At 63.5% G+C, this 22,078-nt stretch carries 20 protein-coding genes; 13 read left to right on the forward strand and 7 right to left on the reverse strand.

The window, feature by feature from the left end:
* Nucleotides 1-243: 243 nt before the first annotated feature.
* Nucleotides 244-2,367 carry a carboxy terminal-processing peptidase gene (locus tag CQ007_RS12165; RefSeq protein WP_105646104.1) on the reverse strand — a complete coding sequence of 708 codons (2,124 nt, stop codon included), beginning with the start codon at nt 2,365-2,367 and terminating at the stop codon, nt 244-246.
* 102 nt (nt 2,368-2,469) lie between these two features.
* Between CQ007_RS12165 and CQ007_RS12170 the strand changes: the two genes are divergently transcribed.
* The gene (locus tag CQ007_RS12170) at nt 2,470-3,420 is read left to right on the forward strand and encodes an NAD(P)H-quinone oxidoreductase (RefSeq protein WP_105646105.1); all 951 of its coding nucleotides are present in this window, start codon (nt 2,470-2,472) and stop codon (nt 3,418-3,420) included.
* 197 nt (nt 3,421-3,617) lie between these two features.
* On the opposite strand, the gene CQ007_RS12175 is transcribed toward CQ007_RS12170, so the two are convergent.
* The 5 genes from CQ007_RS12175 to minC form a co-directional block, all read right to left on the reverse strand.
* Nucleotides 3,618-4,910 (reverse strand): M18 family aminopeptidase, encoded by a 1,293-nt coding sequence (locus CQ007_RS12175; protein WP_105646106.1) that lies wholly within the window; start codon nt 4,908-4,910, stop codon nt 3,618-3,620.
* A gap of 15 nt (nt 4,911-4,925) precedes the next feature.
* Nucleotides 4,926-5,561: an RluA family pseudouridine synthase gene (locus CQ007_RS12180; RefSeq protein ID WP_105646107.1), complete on the reverse strand. Its 636-nt coding sequence runs from the start codon at nt 5,559-5,561 to the stop codon at nt 4,926-4,928.
* A gap of 39 nt (nt 5,562-5,600) precedes the next feature.
* Nucleotides 5,601-5,858, reverse strand: coding sequence for a cell division topological specificity factor MinE (gene minE / locus CQ007_RS12185; protein ID WP_105646108.1), 258 nt, complete (start codon nt 5,856-5,858; stop codon nt 5,601-5,603).
* A gap of 2 nt (nt 5,859-5,860) precedes the next feature.
* Entirely contained in the window at nt 5,861-6,667 is an 807-nt protein-coding gene (gene minD / locus CQ007_RS12190) for a septum site-determining protein MinD (RefSeq protein WP_036990553.1), read from the reverse strand.
* A gap of 145 nt (nt 6,668-6,812) precedes the next feature.
* A complete protein-coding gene (gene minC, locus CQ007_RS12195) occupies nt 6,813-7,583 on the reverse strand; it encodes a septum site-determining protein MinC (RefSeq protein ID WP_105646109.1) in 771 nt (256 codons plus the stop codon).
* 156 nt (nt 7,584-7,739) lie between these two features.
* Between minC and CQ007_RS12200 the strand changes: the two genes are divergently transcribed.
* Together CQ007_RS12200 and CQ007_RS12205 are read left to right on the forward strand one after the other, a co-directional pair.
* Nucleotides 7,740-8,702 carry a lipid A biosynthesis lauroyl acyltransferase gene (locus CQ007_RS12200; RefSeq protein ID WP_105646281.1) on the forward strand — a complete coding sequence of 321 codons (963 nt, stop codon included), beginning with the start codon at nt 7,740-7,742 and terminating at the stop codon, nt 8,700-8,702.
* Complete coding sequence (locus CQ007_RS12205) at nt 8,702-9,880, forward strand: patatin-like phospholipase family protein (RefSeq protein ID WP_105646110.1); 1,179 nt, start codon at nt 8,702-8,704, stop codon at nt 9,878-9,880. The genes CQ007_RS12200 and CQ007_RS12205 overlap by 1 nt, the downstream gene beginning before the upstream one ends.
* A 14-nt stretch (nt 9,881-9,894) precedes the next feature.
* Here the strand turns inward: CQ007_RS12205 and rapA are convergent, their stop codons facing one another.
* Entirely contained in the window at nt 9,895-12,741 is a 2,847-nt protein-coding gene (gene rapA / locus CQ007_RS12210) for an RNA polymerase-associated protein RapA (RefSeq protein ID WP_105646111.1), read from the reverse strand.
* Nucleotides 12,742-12,974: 233 nt separating this feature from the next.
* Here rapA and CQ007_RS12215 point away from each other — a divergent pair, with 233 nt between their 5' ends.
* From CQ007_RS12215 to astA, 10 genes are all read left to right on the forward strand, one after another.
* Nucleotides 12,975-13,253 (forward strand): hypothetical protein, encoded by a 279-nt coding sequence (locus CQ007_RS12215; RefSeq protein ID WP_105646112.1) that lies wholly within the window; start codon nt 12,975-12,977, stop codon nt 13,251-13,253.
* A gap of 65 nt (nt 13,254-13,318) precedes the next feature.
* Complete coding sequence (locus tag CQ007_RS12220) at nt 13,319-13,501, forward strand: hypothetical protein (protein ID WP_105646113.1); 183 nt, start codon at nt 13,319-13,321, stop codon at nt 13,499-13,501.
* A gap of 86 nt (nt 13,502-13,587) precedes the next feature.
* Nucleotides 13,588-13,710, forward strand: a complete 123-nt coding sequence (gene ccoM / locus CQ007_RS19210) for a cytochrome c oxidase subunit CcoM (protein WP_256582281.1) — start codon at nt 13,588-13,590, stop codon at nt 13,708-13,710.
* A 273-nt stretch (nt 13,711-13,983) separates the two neighbouring features.
* A complete protein-coding gene (locus CQ007_RS12225; protein WP_105646114.1) occupies nt 13,984-15,777 on the forward strand; it encodes a thiamine pyrophosphate-requiring protein in 1,794 nt (597 codons plus the stop codon).
* A gap of 72 nt (nt 15,778-15,849) precedes the next feature.
* Nucleotides 15,850-16,491 (forward strand): tRNA-uridine aminocarboxypropyltransferase, encoded by a 642-nt coding sequence (locus CQ007_RS12230; protein ID WP_105646115.1) that lies wholly within the window; start codon nt 15,850-15,852, stop codon nt 16,489-16,491.
* Between the two features lie 138 nt (nt 16,492-16,629).
* Nucleotides 16,630-17,448: an SDR family oxidoreductase gene (locus tag CQ007_RS12235; RefSeq protein WP_105646116.1), complete on the forward strand. Its 819-nt coding sequence runs from the start codon at nt 16,630-16,632 to the stop codon at nt 17,446-17,448.
* Between the two features lie 173 nt (nt 17,449-17,621).
* Nucleotides 17,622-18,608, forward strand: a complete 987-nt coding sequence (locus CQ007_RS12240) for a GlxA family transcriptional regulator (protein WP_105646117.1) — start codon at nt 17,622-17,624, stop codon at nt 18,606-18,608.
* A gap of 65 nt (nt 18,609-18,673) precedes the next feature.
* Complete coding sequence (locus CQ007_RS12245) at nt 18,674-19,888, forward strand: aspartate aminotransferase family protein (protein ID WP_105646118.1); 1,215 nt, start codon at nt 18,674-18,676, stop codon at nt 19,886-19,888.
* 12 nt (nt 19,889-19,900) lie between these two features.
* Nucleotides 19,901-20,920, forward strand: coding sequence for an arginine N-succinyltransferase (locus tag CQ007_RS12250; RefSeq protein ID WP_105646119.1), 1,020 nt, complete (start codon nt 19,901-19,903; stop codon nt 20,918-20,920).
* Nucleotide 20,921: 1 nt separating this feature from the next.
* Entirely contained in the window at nt 20,922-21,971 is a 1,050-nt protein-coding gene (astA, locus tag CQ007_RS12255; protein ID WP_105646120.1) for an arginine N-succinyltransferase, read from the forward strand.
* The last annotated feature ends 107 nt before the right edge of the window (nt 21,972-22,078 follow it).

Raw genomic sequence — 22,078 nt, forward strand, 5'->3', positions numbered from 1 at the left:
ACCCTGCACCATCTGTGCGCCGAGTTGCTCCAGCACCTCCAGTTCTTCCCCCAGCTCCCGCCACTGTCGAGAATCTCGCACAGTGCGGCCGGTTGTTCGGAGAGAGTCATAGGGTGCCCAGGCATGCGAAAACCGCCTTGCCCGGGGGGACAACCAAGGCAAGTTTCCAGCCCGGATTGTCCGCTTGATGGGTGACGAAAATGTGACCCGGGGGCTCTATCCCTTCGCTACCCCGGGAAAGCCTTAGCCTGCTCTGGCGACCTGTTGGCGCTTGATCTCCAGCAGGTCGATGAGGATATGGCCGGTTTCGGCGAGGAATGGATCGTCCTTGTCGTCGGTATCCTCTTCTTCAAGCGGCGAGGGCAGGCCGCTGCCGTCCATCAACGGGTCTTCCCTGTCCAGGGCGTCGAGCGGCTCTTCGCCCAGTGCCTTGCGCCGGGTATTCTCCATGGCCAGCAGTTTGTCCTCGAACTCCTTCTGCTCGGCGCGGCGCTTGGCCTCATTCAGCGGCAGATACTCACGCTCCTGCATGCTCCGGTTCAGGTCGATCCGCGCCAGGGTATAAACGAACTGCGGGTCGTTGGCGGCGCGCGCCTTGTGCCTGTCGGTCAATTGCGGGATCAGCGGCTGCAGACCGGTGTCGGCCTGGTAGCGGGCCGGCGGGATGGTATCCCAGGGCAGTGCGCGGGGCAGGCTGCTTTCGCCGATCTCGGCGGTTTCCAGCAGCGACGGGTAGGCGATGTCCGGCACCACGCCACGGTTCTGCGTGCTCTGGCCGGAAACGCGGTAGAACTTGGCCAGGGTGAATTTCAGTTCGCCATGGTTGAGCGGCTGGATGGACTGCACCGTGCCCTTGCCGAAGGTCGGTTCACCGATCACCAGGCCGCGGCCATAGTCCTGTATCGCACCGGCGAAGATCTCCGAGGCGGAGGCGGACAGGCGGTTGACGATCACCGCCAGCGGGCCGTTGTAGGCCACTCCGGCATTCGGGTCATCCAGCACCTGCACGTCGCCCTTGCTGTCGCGTACCAGCACGCTGGGTCCCTGGCCGATGAACAGGCCGGTCAGCTCGGTGGCTTCCTGTAGCGAGCCGCCACCGTTGTTGCGCAGGTCCAGCACGATGCCGTCGATGTCCTGCTTCTGCAGTTCGCCGAGCAGGCGACGTACGTCGCGGGTAGTGCTGCGGTAGTCCGCATCGCCACGACGGTAGGCCTTGAAGTCGATATAGAAGCCGGGCACCTCGATGACGCCGATGCGGTAATCGTTGCCGTGTTCGTTGAACTCCAGCACCGAGGACTTGGCAGCCTGGTCTTCCAGCTTCACTGCCTCGCGCACCAGTGCCACCTCACGGCTGGTCATGTCGCTCGGGGGGTTGCTCGCCGGGATCACCTCCAGGCGTACCGAGGAACCCTTGGGACCACGGATCAGCTTGACCACCTCATCCAGGCGCCAGCCGACCACGTCGACCATCTCACCCTTGTCCTGGGCAACGCCGATGATGCGGTCGGCGGTGGACAGCTGCTTGCTCTTTTCCGCCGGACCGGCCGGCACCAGGCGGACGATCTTGGTGTAGTCGTTGTCGCTCTGCAGTACCGCGCCGATACCTTCCAGCGACAGGCTCATGTTGATGTCGAAGTTCTCCGCGTTATCCGGAGACAGGTACTGGGTATGCGGGTCGTAGACCTGCGCCAGGGCGTTGATGTAGTTCTGGAAGATATCTTCGCTGCGGGTCTGGTACAGGCGCTTCTGCTGATTGGCATAGCGCTTCTCCAGCAGATCCTGGATGGCATCGGTTTCACGTCCGGCCAGCTTCAGGCGCAATACCTCATCCTTGATCTGCTGGCGCCACAGGGTATGCAGGGCCTTTTCATCGGTCGGCCAGTCGGCTTCCTCCCGGTCGATCAGGATGCTCTGGTCACCGGTGAAATCCAGTTTGTCGACGCCTTCGCGCAGCAACTGCCGGGCGTAGGCCATGCGCTGGTCGGCGCGCTGAATCTGCCGGGTGTGCATGGCGAAGCCGATGCTCAGATCGCCGGCCAGCAGCAGGTCGTCGAGCTTGTGGCGATACTCTTCGAAGGTATCGATATCGGCCGCGGTGAACAGGCTGCGCTGCGGATCGAGCTGGCGCAGGTAGGTATCGAACACTTCGCTGGAGAGCGCGTCATCCAGGCGAATGCGGTTGTAGTGATGGCGCCGCAGCAACTCCACGGTATTGAGGCTGGCGATCATCTGCTCACGGGTCGGCTGCAGACTCTCCAGATCGAGAATGGGCATCGCGCTGTCGACCGTGTCTGCAGCGAAGGCACTGGCGCCAAGGCTGAGCAGAGCGATCAGGCAGGACTTGCGCAGGATGTTGGAAACTTTCATCAAAGGTATCGTGTCCGGAGAGGTGAGGGTATTCTTTAGTGCTCGACAGGGGCCCGAGGGTTCCCTTTTCAAACCGATTCGACTGATAACTATGGGGGCACCGTGAAAGGATTGCAAGCTGATGGCGGGGTACTGAGCTGGCGTACGGAAGGCTCGGCGGCGCTGGCGCCGGGGCAAGTCCGGGTGGCTGTTCGCGCCGCCGGAATCAACCGCGCCGACCTGTTGCAGAAGGCCGGCCATTATCCGCCACCGCCAGGCACCACCGATATTCTCGGCCTGGAGTGCGCTGGCGAGGTTGTCGAAGTCAGCGGCGAGACCCGCTGGCAGGTGGGCGACCGGGTTTGCGCGCTGCTGGCTGGCGGTGGCATGGCTGACGAGGTGGTCGTCGATGCCCGGCACCTGCTGCCGGTGCCCCAGGGCATGAGCTGGGAGGACGCGGCGGCGATTCCCGAAGTATTCAGTACCGCCTGGCTGAACGTCTTCGAACTGGGCGCTGCGCAGCCCGGCGAGAAGGTGCTTATCCATGCCGGCGCCAGTGGCGTGGGCACTGCCGCCATCCAGCTGTGCAAGGCCTTCGGCAACCCGTGCTGGGTGAGCCTGGGCACCCAGGAGAAACTGGACACCTGCAAGGCGCTGGGCGCACAGGGTGGTGTACTGCGCCATGATGGCATTACCGCGTTGAGGGATGCGGGGCCCTTCGATGTGGTGCTGGACCCGGTGGGTGCCAACTATGCACCGGATCACCTGGATCTGATGGCGGTGGACGGCCGCTGGGTGATGATCGGACTGATGGGCGGTCGTCAGGCCACCCTGGATCTGGCCAAGGTGTTGGTCAAGCGCCTGCAACTGACCGGCTCGACCCTGCGCACCCGCAACGCCGACTTCAAGGCCGGCTTGCTGGTGCGCATGGAGCAGCGTCTGTGGCCGCTGTTCGAGTCCGGCCAGTTGAAGCCATTGGTGGCCAGAACCTACTCCTTTGATCAGGCCGAAGAAGCCTTTGCCGAACTGGCCAAGGATCAGATCGTCGGCAAGATCGTCTTGGTAAACAGCTGACTCGAGCGCACGGAGCCCCCTCGGGGACACCGAGCTCCGAGATGTACGAGCGGTGCTCTAGCCTCCCAGGAAGAGAGGGGCTGGGAGTGACGAGTTCCATCTCGTCACAGCGTACTGGCTGTGGCCTCCGAAGGCCGAGATGGAACTCGGCCTTCCATTAAGCGGCTTTCTTGTGGGAGCGACGAGCGGAATGGACGTTATATCTGTGGGCAATCCAGAAATGCCGTCAACACCCGCTGCAGATACTCCACATCCCTGACCCCCGCCAGCTCGCGGATCGAATGCATGGCGAAGGTCGGGGCGCCGATATCCACGGTGCGTACGCCCAGCCGGCTGGAGGTGATCGGGCCGATGGTGCTGCCACAACCCATGTCACTTCGCACAACGAAGCTCTGTACCGGCACGTCGACCTGTTGGCAGAGATGGCGGAACAGTGCGGCGGTTTCGCTGGTGGTGGCGTAGCGCTGGTTGCTGTTGATCTTGATTACCGGGCCGGCATTGAGCTGCGGGCCGTGATTGCCATCATGGCGGTCGGCGTAGTTGGGGTGAATGGCATGGGCGTTGTCCGCCGAGACCAGTACCGAGCGCTGGATGGCGCGAATGCGCTCGATCTCATTCGGCAGCAGACGCTTGAGTACGTCTTCAAGGAACGGGCCGTCGGCGCCACAGGCGGAGCTGGAGCCGACTTCCTCGTGGTCGGTGCAGACCAGCAGGCAGGCTTGCCTGGTATCGCTCGCCAGCAGGGCTTCGAGACCAGCATGACAGGACAGCAGGTTGTCCAGCCTCGCGGCGGCCAGGAAGTCGCCATCCAGTCCGATCATCGCCGGTGGCTGGGTGTCATAGAAGCTCAGTTCGTAGTCCAGTACCTGCAGCTGTCCGCGTTCCGGATAGCGCTGGCTCAGCTCGCTGGCGAGCAGCGCGCGCAGATCCCGGTTGGGCTCGATGCTGTGTGCCAGTACCGGCGGCAGGTCGGTCTGCGGGTTCACCGCAAAACCGCTGTTGACGTCCCGGTTCAGGTGGATGGCCAGGCTGGGGATGATGGCGATCGGGCGCTTGAAGTCCAGCATCAGGTTGTGCAGCTGACCGTTGTCATCGCGGCAGGTGACGCGACCAGCCAGTGACAGGTCGCGGTCGAACCAGGGGGCCAGCAGTGCGCCGCCGTAGACTTCCACGCCCAGTTGCCACAGGCCGTGGCGGCTGAGTTCCGGTTGGGGCTTGACCCGCAGGCAGGGGCTGTCGGTATGCGCGCCGATCATGCGCAGGCCGTTGTCCAGCGCACCGGGCTGGCCCAGGCTGAAGGCGATCAACGATGACTGGTTGCGCAGGACATAGTAGCGCCCGCCCTGTTGCAGGGACCACTCATCACGCTCATCCAGCTGCTGGTAGCCGGCGGCCTGCAGGCGTGCGGCCAGGCTGGCGGCGGCGTGGAAGGGGGTGGGCGAGGCCTGGATGAAATCGGCCAGGGCCAGGCTGGCGGCACTGTGAGGCATGCGAACTCCTGTACGTCAGAATGGGGCGGGGCAGTCGAAGACCATGCGCTCACCGCTACGCGGATGGTTGATCTCCAGCCGAGCGGCGTGCAAGGCCAGTCGCGGACAGGCGGCCAGCGCTGCCTCATGGGCATACAGCCGGTCGCCGAGCAGTGGGTGACCGATACTGAGCATGTGCACGCGCAACTGGTGCGAGCGACCGGTGATCGGCGTCAGCTCGACCCGGCAGTGATCGGCGTGACGCTCCAGCACCCGCCAGAAGGTCTGCGCCGGTTTGCCCAGTTCATGGTCAACGATATGCCGTGGCTTGTTGGGTGGATCATAACGCAAAGGCAGGTCGATATGCCCGGCGTCCGCCGGCGGCTGGCCCCAGCACAGGGCGATATAGGTCTTGCCGGTCTCCCGGTCCTGGAACTGGCGCGACAGCTCACGGTGGCTGTCCGGGTCACGGGCGATCACCAGGATGCCGGAGGTTTCCCAGTCCAGGCGATGGACGATGCGCGCCTCCGGGTAGCCGTTGTCCTGCAGGCGGGTGATCAGGCAGTCCTTGTTGTCCTCGGCACGACCGGGGACCGACAGCAGCAGGGTGGGTTTGTTGACGATCAGAAACGCTGGATCCTCGTGGAGGATACCGATATGGGTCAGGGGCATGGGGTTACCACGGCACCGCCAGAGGGCGGTGCCTGTCTGTCAGCGTTCGGGCAGGGTGATGTTCAGTTCCAGGATCGAGCAGTCGTCCTGGTTGTCCAGGGCGACATGTACCTGCTCGCGATCGATCGGCACGTACTTGCTGATCACATCGATGATTTCCTGCTGCAACTGCGGCAGATAATCCGGCTGGCTGCGCTGGCCACGCTCGTGGGCAACGATGATCTGCAGGCGTTCCTTGGCCATGGAGGCGGGGGAGTCCTGCTTCTTCTTGCGGCTGAAATAGTCGAAAAGGCTCATCATTATCCTCCGAACAGGCGCTTGAGCAGCCCTTTCTTCTGGGCTTCGAGGAAGCGGTGGGGCACTTCCTTGCCAAGCAGACGTTCGACGGCATCGCTATAGGCCTGACCTGCGTCGCTCTTGTCATCCATGATTACCGGGATGCCCTGGTTGGAAGCCTTGAGCACCGCCTGGGATTCGGGGATCACGCCGAGCAGCGGAATCGACAGGATGTCCTCGACATCGCTGACCGACAGCATCTCGCCATTTTCCACGCGCTCGGGGCTGTAGCGGGTCAGCAGCAGGTGTTCCTTGATCTTCTCGCCCTGTTCGGAGCGGCGTGACTTGCTCGACAGCAGGCCGAGCATGCGGTCGGAGTCACGTACCGAGGAGACTTCCGGGTTGGTCACGACGATGGCCTCGTCGGCGAAGTACATCGCCAGGTGAGCACCCTTCTCGATCCCGGCGGGGGAGTCGCAGACGATGAAATCGAAGGTTTCCTTCAACTGATCGAGCACGCCCTGCACGCCTTCCTGGGTCAGTGCATCCTTGTCCCGGGTCTGCGACGCGGGGAGGATGTAGAGGTTGTCCGAGCGCTTGTCCTTGATCAGCGTCTGATTGAGATTGGAGTCGCCGTTGATCAGGTTGACGAAGTCATAGACCACGCGACGCTCGCAACCCATGATCAGGTCGAGGTTGCGTAAGCCCACATCGAAATCGACGATGACTGTCTTGTATCCACGCAGAGCGAGTCCGGTACCGATGGCAGCGCTGGTAGTGGTTTTGCCAACGCCCCCCTTGCCTGAGGTAATGACTAGGATCTTTGCCAAAATGACCTTCCTGACTGATCTTGAATGTAATTGTGCAGCGCGCAAAAAGCGCTATTGGGCGCTGTTTTCGTTGACGTGTCCGGGTCCCGCTAATCGACCCCAAGCCACGGCATACGGGTGTCTCCGAATGGTTGAACAGTATCTGTCAAAGGGCGGCTATCTTCAAGCTGTCACCTTCCAGAGATATCTGTACTGCCTCCTTCCATTGCTGCCGGCGCAGGTCCTCGGCGACCTTGTACTGACCGGCCACCGAGACCAGTTCGGCCTCCAGTGACTGGCAGAAGATGCGCGCGCTGGTATCCCCGCGTACCCCTGCCAGCGCTCTGCCGCGCAGCGGGCCGTAGACATGGATATGACCATCGGCCAGCAGCTCCGACCCGGCGCTCACCGGCGCCAGTACGATAAGGTCGCCGCCGGGAGCGTATACCTGCTGCCCCGAACGTACCGGCTGGGTAATCACCCGGGTCGGCGTGGACTGGGCGGGCTGGGTCGGCTCAGCGGGCTTTTGCGCCGCGGCTGGTTGTTGGGCAACAGCTTGCGCTTCTGGTTCCGGAGCTTCCAGTACTTTCTCGCGGCCGCGGCCGGGCGGCAGCAATACCAGGCTGGCCTGCTGGGCCAGGGGGCGAAAATCCTCCGCGCCGCGCAGGGCCACCGGTAGCAGGCCGTGGTCCCGGCAGATACGCAGCAGGGCGATCAGGCCGGCGATATCCAGGTGATCATCGAGCTTTTCCAGGCTGATCAGTACCGGCGTGTCCTGAAAGAAGTTCGGTGCCTGCTCGACTTTTTCCGCCAGTTGAATGGCAAAGCGTTCCGGTGCCTGGCGTACCAGTTCCACCACGGTCATGGTCAGCATGCCGCCCTTCAGATGGAATACCGGGTCGTTATCGAGAAGGTCGAGGTTTGAGTCGGAAGTCATGATGGATCCATAGAGCGTTTGGTGGGCACACTTATATAGCCTGAAAAGAGCGACCGCAAGCCGAATCCGGAAAAGCACCGGGCGTGCGGTTTCCCCTCCGACCCGCTGCTTGGGTAGAATGGGCCTTTTCGTCATTCACCCTGTATGGTCCCGCTGATGACTCGCCCCGGCTTCAAACCTGCATTGCTGCATCCCCGCTATTGGCTCATGTGGTTCGGGCTCGGCCTGCTGTGGCTGGTGGTGCTGTTGCCTTATCCGCTGTTGCTGCGCCTTGGTCGGTTGCTTGGCTGGGCAATGTACCTGGCAATGCGCGAGCGCCGCGAGATCGCCCGGATCAACCTGGAATTGTGTTTTCCGCAGTGGAGCGCTGCCAGGCGTGCAGCAGTATTGCGTGAGAACTTTGCCTCCAACGGCATCGCCCTGTTCGAAATGGCCATGGCCTGGTGGTGGCCGCCGCGGCGGCTGGCGAAGCTGGCACGGATCGAGGGGTTGGAACATCTGCAGCAGGCGGCTGCGGCAGGGCAGGGTGTGGTACTGATGTCGCTGCACTTCACCACCCTGGAAATCGGCGCCGCGCTGCTCGGTCAGCGGGTGACCATCGATGGCATGTACCGTGAGCATCGCAATGCGGCATTCGACTATGTGCAGCGGCGGGGCCGTGAACGGCACAACGCCGACGCCATTGCGGTGGAGCGGGAGGATGTGCGCAGCATGCTCAAGTCGCTGCGCAAGGGCCGCGGCATCTGGTACGCCCCTGATCAGGACTATGGCCGCAAGGCCAGCGTGTTCGTACCGCTGTTCGGTGTTACCGCGGCGACCGTCACTGCCACCGCGACCTTCGCGCGACTGGGCAAGGCGCTGGTGGTGCCTTTTACCCAGACACGCCTGCCCGGTGCCCAGGGCTATCTGCTGACCGTGCATCCGCCGCTGGAGAACTTCCCGATGGGTGACGAGGAGGCCGATGCCCTTCGCATCAACCAGTGGGTGGAGCAGCAGATCCTGCTGCAGCCGGAGCAATATATGTGGGTGCACCGGCGCTTCAAGACCCGCCCTGAAGGCGAGCCCAGGTTCTATCCCAAGCGCCAGCGCAGGAAACGCAGGCGGCGGAGCGCTGACTGATGGTCGAAGCCGGCCCCTGCAAGGATGATTGCCTGGCGTTGATATTGTCCGGCGGCGGTGCCCGCGCGGCGTATCAGGTCGGGGTGATGACGGCGCTTGCCGAGCTGACCCCACCCGGTACGCCGAATCCGTTTCCCATTATCTGCGGCACCTCGGCCGGAGCGATCAATGCCCTGGCGCTGGCGACCCACGCCGGTAATCTGCACCAGGCGGTCGACAGCATGCTGGAGGTCTGGTCGGAGTTTCGCAGCCACCATGTGATGCGTACCGACTGGCCGGGCCTGCTCGGGCAGGCCTGGCGCTGGAGCCGCACCAACCTGCTCGGTAGAACCAGCGAGCTGACCACCGCGATGCTGGACAATGGACCGTTGCGGGAGCTGCTGGAGTCGCGCATGCGCTTCGGCTGCATCGAGGAAGCCTTGCAGGCCGGGCAGCTGCGGGCCATTTCGGTCAGTGCCTTTGACTACCAGGCTTCGCAGTCGGTGTACTTCTACCAGGGGCGTGGGCGCATCACGCCGTGGCGCCGTCACCGCCGCATCGGTGTGCAGACGCGCCTGGGGCTGGATCATCTGATGGCCTCGACCGCCATCCCGCTGCTGTTTCCGCCGGTGCTGCTCAACCGCACCTGGTATGGTGACGGCGCGGTACGCCAGCAATCGCCGCTGAGCCCGGCCCTGCACCTGGGAGCGAACAAGGTGCTGGTGATCGGAGTGACGCACCATACATCCGAGATACCGGTCGCCGGCCAGCCTGGCCCGATACTGAAAACGCCACCACCGCCGAGCCTGGCGCAGTTGGGTGGGCACCTGTTGCACAGCACCTTCATCGACAGTCTGGAAAGCGATCTGGAACAGCTGGAGCGGATGAACCGGCTGGCAGCCTATCAGCCCTTCGCCATGCGTACCGGCGCCAATGGCATCCGCCATGTGGATGTGCTGGTGATCTCGCCCAGCGAGCCGGTGGACAGGATCGCCGCCCGGCACCGGGACGCTCTGCCGGCAGGACTGAGGCTGTTCCTGCGGGGCAGCGGTGCCACCCGCTCCTCGGGCAGCGATCTGCTGAGCTACCTGCTGTTCGAGGCGGAATACTGCAACGAGCTGATCGCCCTGGGGCGTCGTGACGCCCTGGCCCGCGCGGATGACCTGCGGCGTTTTCTGGATATTCCTGTCACGGCGTAATGGGTGGGGCGCGGTTAGCCCACCACCAGAATACGCAGCGCGTCCAGGCGGATCTTCGCCTGGCCCAGCACCTCGATGCCCTGGGTGCGCTGGCGTTCCAGCGCATCGATCTCGCTCTGGCGCACCAGCGGGTTGACCTGCTGCAGGGCCTTCAACCGGTCGATCTCCTCGGCCATGTCACTGGTGAAGCGTTGCGAGGCCTGTGCGACCAGCTCGTCGTGCTGCACGTCGGCCAGTGCCTCGGCACGGTCGAGCAGGCGCTCGACGGTCTCGCGCTGGCTCTTGGCGACCTTGCTGGCCAGGTGCTTGGGCAGCCCGTCGATCTGCGCCTCCAGGGTTTCGAAGGCGACCTTGGCGGCCAGGTCGTTGCCATTGATGTCGAGCAGGCAGCGTACCGGGGTCGGCGGCAGATAGCGCTGCAGCTGCAGGTTGCGCGGGGCGATCGCCTCGCTGACGAACAGACACTCCAGCAGCATGGTGCCGGGCTTGAGTACCTTGTTCTTCAATAGCGCGACCGAGCTGTTGCCCATGCTGCTGGACAGTACCAGGTCCATGCCGCCCTGCAGCATGGGGTGCTCCCAGGTGATGAACTGCATGTCCTCGCGGGACAGTGCGGTGTCGCGATCATAGGTGATGGTCACGCCTTCCTCGTCACCGAGCGGGAAGCCGGCGTCGAGCATGCGCTCGCCCGGGCGCAGCACCAGGGCGTTATCGGAATGATCCTCGCTGTCGACACCGAACACATCGAACAGGCGCTCCATATAGATAGGTAGCTGGAAATCATTATCCTGCGCGCTGATGGCATCGATCATGCGCTGGGCGTCGCCCGTCTGTCCGCGTGAATGCAGTTCCAGCAGGCGGTCGCGGCCCTCGTGCAGCTCGGCTTCCAGTTCGCTGCGGGACTGTTGCACCTGTTCGATGAGTTGCTGCCATGCCTCCGCCTGCGGATTATCCAGCTGCTGCAGCAAGGCCGAGCCATAGCGGTGCTGCAGCGCGTTACCGGTCGGGCAGGTGGCGCGGAAGGCATTCAGTGCCTGGTCGTACCATTGGAACAGCCGCTCCTGGGCGGACTCTTCCAGATAGGGTACGTGCAACTGGATGGTCTGCCGCTGACCGATACGGTCGAGGCGGCCGATACGCTGCTCCAGCAGGTCGGGATGCCCCGGCAGATCGAACATCACCAGGTGGTGGGCAAACTGGAAGTTGCGCCCTTCGCTGCCGATTTCCGAACAGATCATCACCTGGGCGCCGAACTCCTCGTCAGCGAAGAACGCAGCGGCCCGGTCGCGTTCGATGATGCTCATACCCTCATGGAATACGGTGGCCGGAATGCCGCTGCGGATGCGCAGCGCATCGTCCAGGTCCAGGGCGGTCTCGGCATGCGCGCAGATCACCAGTACCTTGCTGTGCTTGAGCATCTTCAGCGTGTCGATCAACCAGTCGACCCGCGGATCGTCCTGCCACCAGGCGGTTTCCGCCGGCTCGAACTCATCCTGCAGGCCGACTTCCGGGTACAGCGCGGCACGGCCTTCCAGATCCTGATAGATCGGCGGGCAGGGCAGTGGGTAGGCATGCAACTGGCGCTCGGGGAAGCCGCTGATCACCGCGCGGGTATTGCGGTACAGCACCCGGCCGGTGCCATGGCGGTCCAGCAACTGGCGGATCAGGCTGCGGCGGGCATCATCTGCGGCGTTTTCGTCATCGGCCTGAAGGGCATCGAGCAATGGCGCAGCGCTGTCGCCGAGCCATTGGCTGATGGCCTGGCGGTCGGCGTCAGCCAACTGCCGGGTATCCAGCAGATGCTGCACGGCCTCGGCCACGGGCTGGTAGCGCTCTGCCTCCTGGCGAAACGCCTGCAGATCATGGAAGCGGTCAGGGTCGAGCAGGCGCAGGCGGGCGAAATGGCTGGCCTGGCCCAGTTGTTCGGGTGTTGCGGTCAGCAGCAGCACGGCGGGGATCTGTCCGGCCAGTTGCTCGACCAGGGTGTATTCGGGGCTGGCACCCTCTTCATGCCAGACCAGGTGGTGGGCTTCGTCGACCACCAGCAGATCCCAGTCGCTGGCCTGCAACCAGTCGGCGGCCTTGGCATCTTCCAGCAGGAATTCCAGCGACACCAGGGCCAGTTGCTCTTCTTCGAAGGGGTTCTGCTCGGCGCCCTGGCAACGCTCGCTGTTGAACAGTGCAAAGCGCAGGTTGAAACGGCGCAGCATTTCCACCAGCCACTGATGCTGCAGGTTCTCCGGCACCACGATCAGCACGCGGCGCACGCGGCCGGTCTGCAACTGACGGTGGATGACCAGACCCGCCTCGATGGTCTTGCCCAGGCCGACCTCGTCGGCGAGCAGCACCCGGGGCGCCACCCGGTCGGCGACGTCCTGGGCGATATGCAATTGATGGGCAATCGGCTGGGTGCGTACCCCTGCCAGACCGAGCAGTGGTGAACGCTGGATGCGGCAATAATGACGCAGGCTTTCGTAGCGCAGGCCGAACCAGGGCAGGGGATCGACCTGGCTGGCGAACAGGCGGTCGCTGGCCAGGCGGAACTGGATGAAGTTGTCCAGCATGGTTTCGCTGAACTCGTCGCGGCTACCGTCTTCGCGCAGGCCACGGTAATGCAGCAGGCCATCCTGCTCGCTGACGTCGCTGACCGTCAGGCTCCAGCCTTCATGGTGGCTGATGCTGTCGCCGGGGCTGAAGCGCACCCGGGTCAGCGGCGCCGTGCGGATGGCGTAGTGCCGGGTCTCGCCACTGGCGGGAAACAACATGACGACCAGGCGACCATCCTGTGATAACACCGTACCCAATCCCAGTTCCGATTCGCTGTCACTGACCCAGCGTTGTCCCGGGGTAAATACTGTCATGTTCCACTCCTGCCCGTGCGTAAAGGGCGCTATGGTAACCGATACGGGTGTGCTCACAAACCGTTGATGCTGCGCTTTCGAGTACGCGGCAGAAAGTGCCTTGACTGACTGCGGATAGCCCGATTTTGTGATGGCGATCACGACATGATTAGTAAAAAAGGCCTGTTGACGGCCGATACCATCAGTACCAAGCTGATTATGTTGGCATCGATTGATCGACCACAGGTGTTCCCATGCTCATTCCCGGTTTACCGCCGGCAGGCGCCCAGCAGGAAGTGTTCAAGCCGGATCGACAGGTCAGGACCACGGCTGCCGAAGGGCTGGCCCACGATCCGCTGTCCGAATTGCCGGTCGAGGAGCAAGCCTCGGCGCAGTACCATGGCCAGCACTCCGGGGGCGAGCAGTCCCCGCCACAGGACACCGAAGCAGCAGCGGCAGAAGTGACTGCGGAGGCGCCCGCGGGCTCGCCGGAGCTGCCGCGCAAGGGGTTGCTGGTTGATATCAGGGCCTGAGGTGGTTGCGAGGCAAGGGCAACAGACCCTAGACTGGCAACCGTCTTGAGTCTGGGGGTATCTGCGTGTCCGAGCCATCCGAATCTGCCGCGGTTATCGATCTTGCCGAAGCGCGACGCGAGCGGCTGCACGATATCCACGAAGCCCGCCTGGCCAAAGTGCGTGACGCCTTCGAGAAAGCCTTTCCCCTGCCTGCGGCTCCCGCTGCCAAAAAACGCTCGAAGAAGAAAAAGCCGAAAAAGCGCTGAAAACTTCTGCTTAATTGATCCTGGTCAATTACCCGGATAAAGCCAATGGGTATTCTGCAGTCATACACGGATGCGGAGATGCCCAGATGTTTATTGATGACGCTGTGATTGCCGGTTTACTGACAGTCGGCCTGATGGTGGTTTTCCTGGCTGGGGTGGGCGTATTCATCTACAAGGACGCACAGAAAACCCGCAACCGGAATTCCTGAATTTCTCGATTTTTAACGTGCATGGCTCGCAAGGCCTTCAGCGGTTGCTCTCGGGTAACCGCTTTTTTTTATTTCTTTCCCTCCCGAATTTTCCGTACCGCCTGTAGCAGGCAGCCATGCTGTGCCTGCGCCCGGCTCGGCCATGTCGAGCTCCCGAAAGTCTAAACCAATGAATCCTGCTCCGGTCACAATCTTGACAGCCAGTGCACCACGGCGTTGAGCCGCAGCAACCCTGCGCTGGCGACAGAACACCCACGCCAAGCGAGGTTTCCCATGGCTATGACTGTGAGTGAGTACATTGTCGACCGTCTCTATGAATGGGGCATACGGCGTATCTATGGTTATCCCGGTGACGGCATCAACGGGGTCTTCGGCGCGCTCAATCGTGCCGATGGCAAGATTCGCTTCATCCAGGCCCGGCACGAGGAAATGGCGGCCTTCATGGCCTCGGCGGAGTCCAAGTTCAGCGGCGGCCTGGGGGTGTGCATCGCTACCTCCGGCCCGGGCGCCTCGCACTTGTTGACCGGGCTGTATGATGCCCGGCTGGATCACATGCCCCTGCTGGCCATCACCGGCCAGCAGGCCCGTACTGCACTGGGTGGCCATTATCAGCAGGAACTCGATCTGACCTCGATGTTCAAGGATGTCGCCGGCTCCTTCGTGCAGCAGGCCAGCGCGCCGGCCCAGGTGCGCCATCTGATCGACCGGGCGATCCGTACCGCCTATGGTGAGCGCCGGGTGGCGGTGATCATCCTGCCCAACGATCTGCAGGAGGAAGAGTACCAGGAGCCGCCCCGTGCCCATGGCACCGTGCATTCCGGGATGGGGTACAGCCGCCCCCGGGTCGTTCCCCATGAAGAGGATCTGGAGCTGGCGGCTGAGGTGCTCAATGCCGGGAACAAGGTAGGCATTCTGGTCGGTGCCGGTGCCCTGGGGGCGACCGATGAGGTGATCCAGGTCGCGGAAAGGCTCGGCGCCGGGGTGGCCAAGGCGCTGCTCGGCAAGGCGGCGTTGCCCGACGATCTGCCCTGGGTGACCGGCAGCATCGGTCTGTTGGGCACCGAGCCCAGCTACAAGCTGATGACCGAGTGCGATACCCTGCTGATGATCGGCTCGGGCTTTCCCTATTCCGAATTTCTTCCCGAGGAAGGGCAGGCCCGGGGTGTGCAGATCGATATCAAGGCGGACATGCTCGGCCTGCGCTATCCGATGGAGGTGAACCTGCAGGGCGACTCGGCGCAGACCCTGCGTCTGCTATTGCCGCTATTGAAGGAAAAGACCGACCGTAGCTGGCGCCAGGACATAGAAAGCTGGCGTGCCGACTGGGACAAGGCGCTGGAAAAACGTGCCATGGTCTCGGCCAATCCGATCAATCCCCAGCGCGTCGCCTTCGAACTCTCACCGCGTCTGCCTGATCGCTGCATCATCACCTGCGACTCGGGCTCCTGCGCCAACTGGTATGCCCGCGACCTGAAGATCCGCCGCGACATGATGTGTTCGCTGTCCGGTGGTCTGGCTTCGATGGGGGCAGCGGTGCCCTACGCCATCGCGGCGAAGTTCTGCCATCCGGAGCGTCCGGTCATCGCTCTGGTCGGTGATGGCGCCATGCAGATGAACAACATGGCGGAACTGATCACCGTCGCCAAGTATTGGCAGGAATGGGAGAACCCGCGCTGGATCTGTGCGGTATTCAACAACGAGGATCTCAACCAGGTCACCTGGGAGCAGCGGGTGATGGAGGGTGACCCGAAGTTCGAAGCCTCGCAGAACATTCCCAATGTGCCTTACCACAAGTTTGCCGAGCTGATCGGCCTCAAGGGGATCTACGTCGATAGCGAGGACGCCGTGGCCGGCGCCTGGGAGCAGGCACTGGCCAGTGATCGGCCGGTATTGATCGAGTTCAAGACCGACCCGGACGTACCGCCGCTGCCGCCGCACATCAAGCTGGAACAGGCCAGGGCCTTCGCCTCGACCCTGCTGCAGGGCGACCCGGACCAGATGGGCATCATCAAGCAGACGGCCAAGCAGGTGCTGAGTCGTATCCTGCCGACCAGCGGGGACAAGTGACCCCGGGTCTGCGGGTGCAGGAAGCTGCAACAGGGCTTAGACTTGCCCCACCCTGACCACCGGTTTCGTCTCATGCCTGATTCATCCATCCCGTCCCGCTGCAGCTCTGTGCGACCGCGTTGCGCCCTGTGCCAGCGCCCGCCAGGGCATTGCCTGTGTCATCTGCTGCCGAGTATCGCCAGCCATACGCAGGTACTGGTGGTGCAGCACCCGGATGAGCGGAAACATGCCCTCAATACCGCCCGGTTGCTGGTGGGTGGGCTGCTCCAGGCCGAACTGCTGGTCGCCGAGCGATTGCCCGCATCCTGGTGCGCCCGGCTGGCCGATCCGGAGTGGCGCACCGAACTGCTGTTCCCCGGTCAGGATGTGCCGGTGGTCCAGGCCCCCGGGGAGGATCTGCGCCCCCGCCGCCTGGTACTGCTCGACGGCACCTGGCGCAAGGCGCGCAAGCTGCTGTATCTCAACCCGGTACTGCAGGGGTTGCCACAGGTGTCGTTGCCCGCTGGGCTGAGTAGTCGTTACCGGTTGCGCAAGGCGCCCATGGCAGAGGGACTGTCCACCATCGAGGCGGGCATGCATGCGCTGCAGGTCATCGAGCCACAGACCGACTTCAGCGCCTTGCTGCGGCCCTTCGATGCGCTGATCGAGGGGCAGATCCAGGCCATGGGGCAGGCGGTATATCAGCGCAATCACGCAGGACCACGCCCGCGCTGAGTTGTCCCCATTCGTAACAGTGATTTTGGTGTTTTCCGCTCCTCGCCGATTCCCGGGCCCGCTAGACTGGGCGATATGAGGATTTTGATACAAAAACAAAAAGTGACTCGATCCGACGGCGTGGTGACTGGAGGCGGTATGCACAAGACAGGTTTGCGGGTGGTGGTGACGGGGGCGGGTAGCGGGCTGGGGCGTGAACTGGCATTGCGTTACGCGCAGGAGGGTGCGCGGCTGGCCCTGGCTGATATTCAGGAGGAGGGGCTGGGAGAAACCCTGCGTCTGGTCGAAGCGGCGGGTGGCAGCGGCTTCACCCGACGCTGTGATGTGCGTGATTACAGTCAGTTGGCGGCACTGGCGCAGAGCTGCGAGGAGACCATGCACGGCGTCGACGTGCTGATCAACAACGCCGGCGTGGCCTCCGGTGGCTGGTTCGAGGATCTGTCGCTGGAGGACTGGGACTGGCAGATCAGTATCAACCTGATGGGGGTGGTCAAGGGCTGCAAGGCGTTCATGCCGCTGCTGCTGTCCCAGGAGGGTGGCCGGATCATCAATATCGCCTCCATGGCGGCGTTGATGCAGGCCCCTGGCATGAGCAACTACAACGTGGCCAAGGCCGGCGTGCTGGCACTCTCGGAAAGCCTGCTGTGCGAGCTGCAGCCCAAGGGCGTGCAGGTGCATGTGGTATGCCCGTCGTTCTTCCAGACCAACCTGCTCAACTCCTACCGTGGGCCGGACAATGCCTCGAAGGAGGACATCGCCAAGCTGCTTGAGGGCTCGCCGATCTCGGCGGCGGATATCGCCGATACCATCTACCGGGAAAGCCAGGCCGGCCACTTCATGATCCTGCCCCACGACAAGGGTCGCGAAGCCTGGGCGATCAAGCAGGCCAATCCGCAGGTGATCTACGACGAGATGACCCATCTGGCAGTGAAGAAGCTGGCAACCGCCGGCCGCTGACAGGGTTCTACCGGGAAAAGGGAGAGGGCATCCGCCCGTCTCCCTTTTTTCCATCCGCTGCATTCCCTCCCGGTGTCACGCGCTACGGCATGTGGCACAATGCGCCATTGACTATCGAATTACGGGATCAGACGGGAACATGGGCGTTTCTACTGCCACAGGCGGGTCGTCGGATGACAGCTGAAGTGCGTCGCATGGCGTTCCTGCTGTGGCCCGGGTGTCATCCGGCGATTCTGATGCCGGCGCTGGCGGTGTTGCGTTCGGCCAATCGCATGGCCGAGACCACGCACTACCAGATGGACTGCTTCACCCTGGACGATAACCCCATTCTTTCTCCAGAGGGCTGGCAACTGCCGGCGCGGCGCTGGACTGGTCCTGTGCAGGAACTGTCTCATCTGTGGTTGGTCGCTGACGTGGCGCAATTGCCGGTGTCGCTGAGCCCAGCACTGACATTGCAGCTCCGTTCGCTGGCGCGTGATGGCGTGCTGCTTGGTGGCCTGGAGGAAGGGGTGTTCCCCTTGGCCATGGCCGGACTGCTGGACGGCCACCGCTGTGCGGTGCACTGGCGCATGCTCGAGGAGTTTCGCGAGCGGTTTCCCGCGGTGCAGGCCGGAACCCGGCTGTTCGAGCAGGACCAGGGGCGACTGAGCAGCAGCGGCTGCGCGATTACCGATCTGTTCCTGACCCTGGTCGGAGAGCATCATGGCGCGGATCTGGCGGCGCTGGTGGCGGAGGAGCTCAATGTCGAGCGGGTCCGCGATGGCACCGAGCAGCAACGGGTGCCGCTGCGCAACCGTCTGGGCAGCACCCATCCCAAGCTCACCCAGGCGGTGATCCTGATGGAGTCGAATATCGAGGAGCCGCTGACCACCGACGAGATCGCCCGGCATGTGTGCGTATCGCGACGGCAGCTGGAGCGTATCTTCAAGCAGTATCTGAACAGCGTACCGTCGCAGTATTATCTCGAGTTGCGCCTGAACCGGGCGCGGCAGATGCTGCAGCAGACCAGCAAGTCGATCATCCAGATCGGTCTGTCCTGCGGCTTTTCATCGGGCCCGCATTTTTCCAGTGCCTACCGCAACTGTTTTGGTGTCACTCCCCGCGAGGATCGAAACCAGTACCGTGCCCAGCAGGCGCAGGACGGCCGGGTCAGTATGTAACATCGGCATGCCCAGGCATGCCATATTCACTATCCGCCTTTGGCGAATACAGGAGAGTTGAGGAAATGTCGCAGTCAATGCAGGTCAGCCGCGCCGATTTCGACCGGCTAATGGTGCCCAATTACGCCCCCGTGGACATGATTCCGGTGCGCGGCAAGGGTTCGCGCCTGTGGGATCAGCAGGGCCGAGAATACATCGACCTGGCCGGCGGCATCGCAGTCAACTCTCTGGGCCATGCCCACCCCGAGCTGGTGGAGGTGTTGACCGAGCAGGCGCACAAGCTCTGGCACGTGTCCAACATCATGACCAACGAGCCAGCGCTGCGCCTGGCCAGCAAGCTGGTGGCGGCGACCTTCGCCGATCGGGTACTGTTCGTCAACTCCGGTGCCGAGGCCAACGAGTCGGCCTTCAAGCTGGCCCGGCGCTGGGCGCATGACAATGTCGGCCCGGACAAGCACGAGATCATCGCCTGCAGCAACAGCTTTCATGGCCGTACCCTGTTCACCGTCAGTGTCGGCGGTCAGCCGAAGTACTCCCAGGGCTTCGGTCCGGCCATCGCCGGTATCAGCCACGTGCCCTACAATGATATTGCTGCCCTGGCGGCGCAGATCTCCGAGCGCACCTGTGCCGTGGTGCTGGAGCCGCTGCAGGGGGAGGGGGGAGTGATCCCGGCTTCGACCGAGTACCTGCAGGCAGTACGGGAGCTGTGCGACAAGCACGGCGCACTGCTGATCTTCGACGAGGTGCAGAGCGGTATGGGCCGTACCGGCAAGCTGTTTGCCTATATGCACAGCGGTGTGACACCGGACATCCTGACCAGCGCCAAGGGTATTGGCGGGGGCTTCCCGATCGCCGCGATGCTGACCACTGACCGGGTTGCCCCGGCGTTGAGTGTCGGCAGCCACGGCAGTACCTACGGCGGCAACCCGCTGGGTTGTGCCGTAGCCGAACGGGTGCTGGATATCATCAACACCCCGCAGGTGCTCGACGGCGTGGCGCAGCGCCATGCGCTGCTGACCGACGGCCTGCGCGCACTGGCCGACGAGCTGGGTGTGTTTTCCTCCATCCGTGGCCAGGGTCTGCTGGTCGGTGCGGTATTGGCCGAACGCTGGCGCGGCCAGGCCGGGCAGGTCATGCAGCTGGCCCAGCAGGAAGGATTGCTGGTACTGCAGGCCGGTGCTGATGTGGTGCGGCTGGCGCCGAGCCTGATCATTCCCGAGGCGGATATCCGCGAGGCGCTCGGGCGGTTGCGCTCGGCCTTGCAGAAGCTCGCCGAGTAACCGGAGAACCCCATGCTTATCCAGCGCCTGTGCACCCCGGCCGATCTGCCTGAAATAGAACGTCTTGCCATTGCCAGTCCGGTGGGGATCACTTCCCTGCCGGCTGACAGCGAACGTCTGTCGGTGATTATCGAGGGCACCGAGGCGGCGATGGATGAGGGGGTCACCTTCACCGGCGAGGAGCGCTACTTCTTCGTGCTGGAGGATGTCGACAGCGGGCGGCTGGTGGGGTGCAGCAGCATCATTTCCGCGGCGGGCTTCAGCCAGCCGTTCTACACCTTTCGCAACGAGATGTTCGTGCATGCCTCGCGGGAGCTGGGGCTGCACAATCGCATCCACGTGCTGTCGCTGTGTCATGACCTGACCGGGCACAGCCTGCTGACCGGGTTCTACCTGGATCCGACCTGGCGCAGTTACCAGGCGCTCAAGCTCAATGCCTGCGGGCGGCTGCTGTTCATTGCCTCGCATCCGCAGCGGTTCGCCGAGTCGATCGCGGTGGAAATCTCCGGTATCAGCTATGAGGATGGTAATTCGCCGTTCTGGGATGGCGTGTGCCGACACTTCTTCGACGTCGACTATGCCGAGGCGGAGCGTCTGGGCAGCAGTCTCGGGCGCAGCGTGCTGGCCGAGCTGTTGCCAGGCTATCCGCTGTACGTGCCGATGCTTCCCGATGCCGCCCAGGAAGTCATCGGCCAGGTACGACCTGCCTCGCAGATGGTCTATGACATCCTCATGAAGGAAGGTTTCGAGAGTGACAATTATATCGATATCTTCGACGCTGGCCCGGTGGTGCAGACCAAGACCGCGGAGCTGACCTCGGTGCGCTGTAGCGAGGTGGCCACCGTCAGCATCGGCCAGCCGCCAGCCCCCACCGGCACCTGGCTGGTGGCCAACGAGCGGGTGCGGGACTTCCGTGCCTGCCTGTGCGAACTGGCCTGGACACCCGGCGAGCCGCTGGTGCTGGAGGCACGGCTGGCGCAACTGCTGAAGGTTACCGAGGGTGACAGCCTCAGATTGATTGGAGGAGATTGACATGCTGGTACGTGCGGCGCGCACCGAAGACCTGCCGGCACTGCTCCAGCTGGCGCTGGAGGCCGGGTCGGGGTTGACCAGCCTGCCGGCCAGCGATGAGCGTCTGGGGCGGCGCCTGCAGACGGTGGCCGCGAGCTTTGCCGGCGAACTGCCGGCAGCCGATGCCGACTATCTGTTCGTGCTGGAGGATGAGCACGGGCAGGTGGTCGGTACCAGTGGCGTGCTCGCTGCCGCCGGGCTGCGCGAGCCCTGGTACAGCTATCGCATGGGCTTGACGGTCACCGCCAGCCGCGAGTTGAGCGTGTATCGCCAGCAGCCAACGCTGTTTCTGACCAATGATCTGACCGGGGCCTCGGCGCTGTGCTCGCTGTACCTGAGTCTGCCGCACCGGCACAGCGTGAATGGCCGGCTGCTGTCCAAGGCGCGGTTCATCCACATGGCCGAGTTCGCCACCGATTTTGCTCCGCGGGTGATTGCCGAAATGCGCGGCCTGTCGGACCGCCAGGGGCGTTCGCCGTTCTGGGACAGCCTCGGGCAGCATTTCTTCCGCATGGACTTCGCCCACGCCGACTACCTCACCGGTACCGGCAGCAAGGCCTTCATCGCCGAGATGATGCCGAAGTTCCCGCTGTATGCCTGCTTCCTCAGTCAGGAAGCGCGCGATGCCATGGGCCGGGTGCATCCGGATTCGGAGCCGGCGCTGGCGATGCTCACCGAGGAAGGGCTGCAATACCAGGGCTATATCGATATCTTCGATGGTGGCATCACCATCGAGGCGCCGCCCGGCCAGATTCGCAGCATCCGGGAAAGCCAGCAACTGGTACTGGCGGTGGGCACACCGGGAGATGAAGCGCAGACCTACCTGGTTCACAACCGCGGCCGTGCGGACTGCCGCATCACGGCCGCGCCCGGGCGCATCGCCGCCGGCACCCTGGTGGTGGCGGCGCAAACCGCCGAACTGCTGCGGGTGCGTGCCGGTACGCCGGTACGCGCGGTGGCGCTGGTCGGCGGACCGGGCGTCGCCGATCCCTATGCGGTTGCCGCTCCCTGACAGACCGGAGCGGTGGTCGGTGGGATATCCAATCGCACCGATAGACAGAATCGCGCAGAGCAGGTAATGCATGCTGTCTTGCTATACCTATATAATGACGAACTTTG

It is taken from the genome of Pseudomonas sp. MYb185, from assembly GCF_002979975.1.
Classification (GTDB): domain Bacteria; phylum Pseudomonadota; class Gammaproteobacteria; order Pseudomonadales; family Pseudomonadaceae; genus Halopseudomonas.

Excerpts from the sequence above, each read along its gene's own strand:
- CQ007_RS12165 (WP_105646104.1), bottom strand. The coding sequence starts at position 2,367 with ATGAAAGTTTCCAACATCCTGCGCAAGTCCTGCCTGATCGCTCTGCTC.
- CQ007_RS12200 (WP_105646281.1), top strand. The coding sequence starts at position 7,740 with ATGACTCGCCCCGGCTTCAAACCTGCATTGCTGCATCCCCGCTATTGG.
- ccoM (WP_256582281.1), top strand. The coding sequence starts at position 13,588 with ATGTTTATTGATGACGCTGTGATTGCCGGTTTACTGACAGTCGGCCTG.
- CQ007_RS12180 (WP_105646107.1), bottom strand. The coding sequence starts at position 5,561 with ATGCCCCTGACCCATATCGGTATCCTCCACGAGGATCCAGCGTTTCTG.
- CQ007_RS12245 (WP_105646118.1), top strand. The coding sequence starts at position 18,674 with ATGTCGCAGTCAATGCAGGTCAGCCGCGCCGATTTCGACCGGCTAATG.
- CQ007_RS12175 (WP_105646106.1), bottom strand. The coding sequence starts at position 4,910 with ATGCCTCACAGTGCCGCCAGCCTGGCCCTGGCCGATTTCATCCAGGCC.
- CQ007_RS12215 (WP_105646112.1), top strand. The coding sequence starts at position 12,975 with ATGCTCATTCCCGGTTTACCGCCGGCAGGCGCCCAGCAGGAAGTGTTC.
- CQ007_RS12205 (WP_105646110.1), top strand. The coding sequence starts at position 8,702 with ATGGTCGAAGCCGGCCCCTGCAAGGATGATTGCCTGGCGTTGATATTG.
- minE (WP_105646108.1), bottom strand. The coding sequence starts at position 5,858 with ATGAGCCTTTTCGACTATTTCAGCCGCAAGAAGAAGCAGGACTCCCCC.
- CQ007_RS12225 (WP_105646114.1), top strand. The coding sequence starts at position 13,984 with ATGGCTATGACTGTGAGTGAGTACATTGTCGACCGTCTCTATGAATGG.
- CQ007_RS12240 (WP_105646117.1), top strand. The coding sequence starts at position 17,622 with ATGACAGCTGAAGTGCGTCGCATGGCGTTCCTGCTGTGGCCCGGGTGT.
- minC (WP_105646109.1), bottom strand. The coding sequence starts at position 7,583 with ATGACTTCCGACTCAAACCTCGACCTTCTCGATAACGACCCGGTATTC.
- astA (WP_105646120.1), top strand. The coding sequence starts at position 20,922 with ATGCTGGTACGTGCGGCGCGCACCGAAGACCTGCCGGCACTGCTCCAG.
- CQ007_RS12235 (WP_105646116.1), top strand. The coding sequence starts at position 16,630 with ATGCACAAGACAGGTTTGCGGGTGGTGGTGACGGGGGCGGGTAGCGGG.
- rapA (WP_105646111.1), bottom strand. The coding sequence starts at position 12,741 with ATGACAGTATTTACCCCGGGACAACGCTGGGTCAGTGACAGCGAATCG.
- CQ007_RS12250 (WP_105646119.1), top strand. The coding sequence starts at position 19,901 with ATGCTTATCCAGCGCCTGTGCACCCCGGCCGATCTGCCTGAAATAGAA.
- CQ007_RS12230 (WP_105646115.1), top strand. The coding sequence starts at position 15,850 with ATGCCTGATTCATCCATCCCGTCCCGCTGCAGCTCTGTGCGACCGCGT.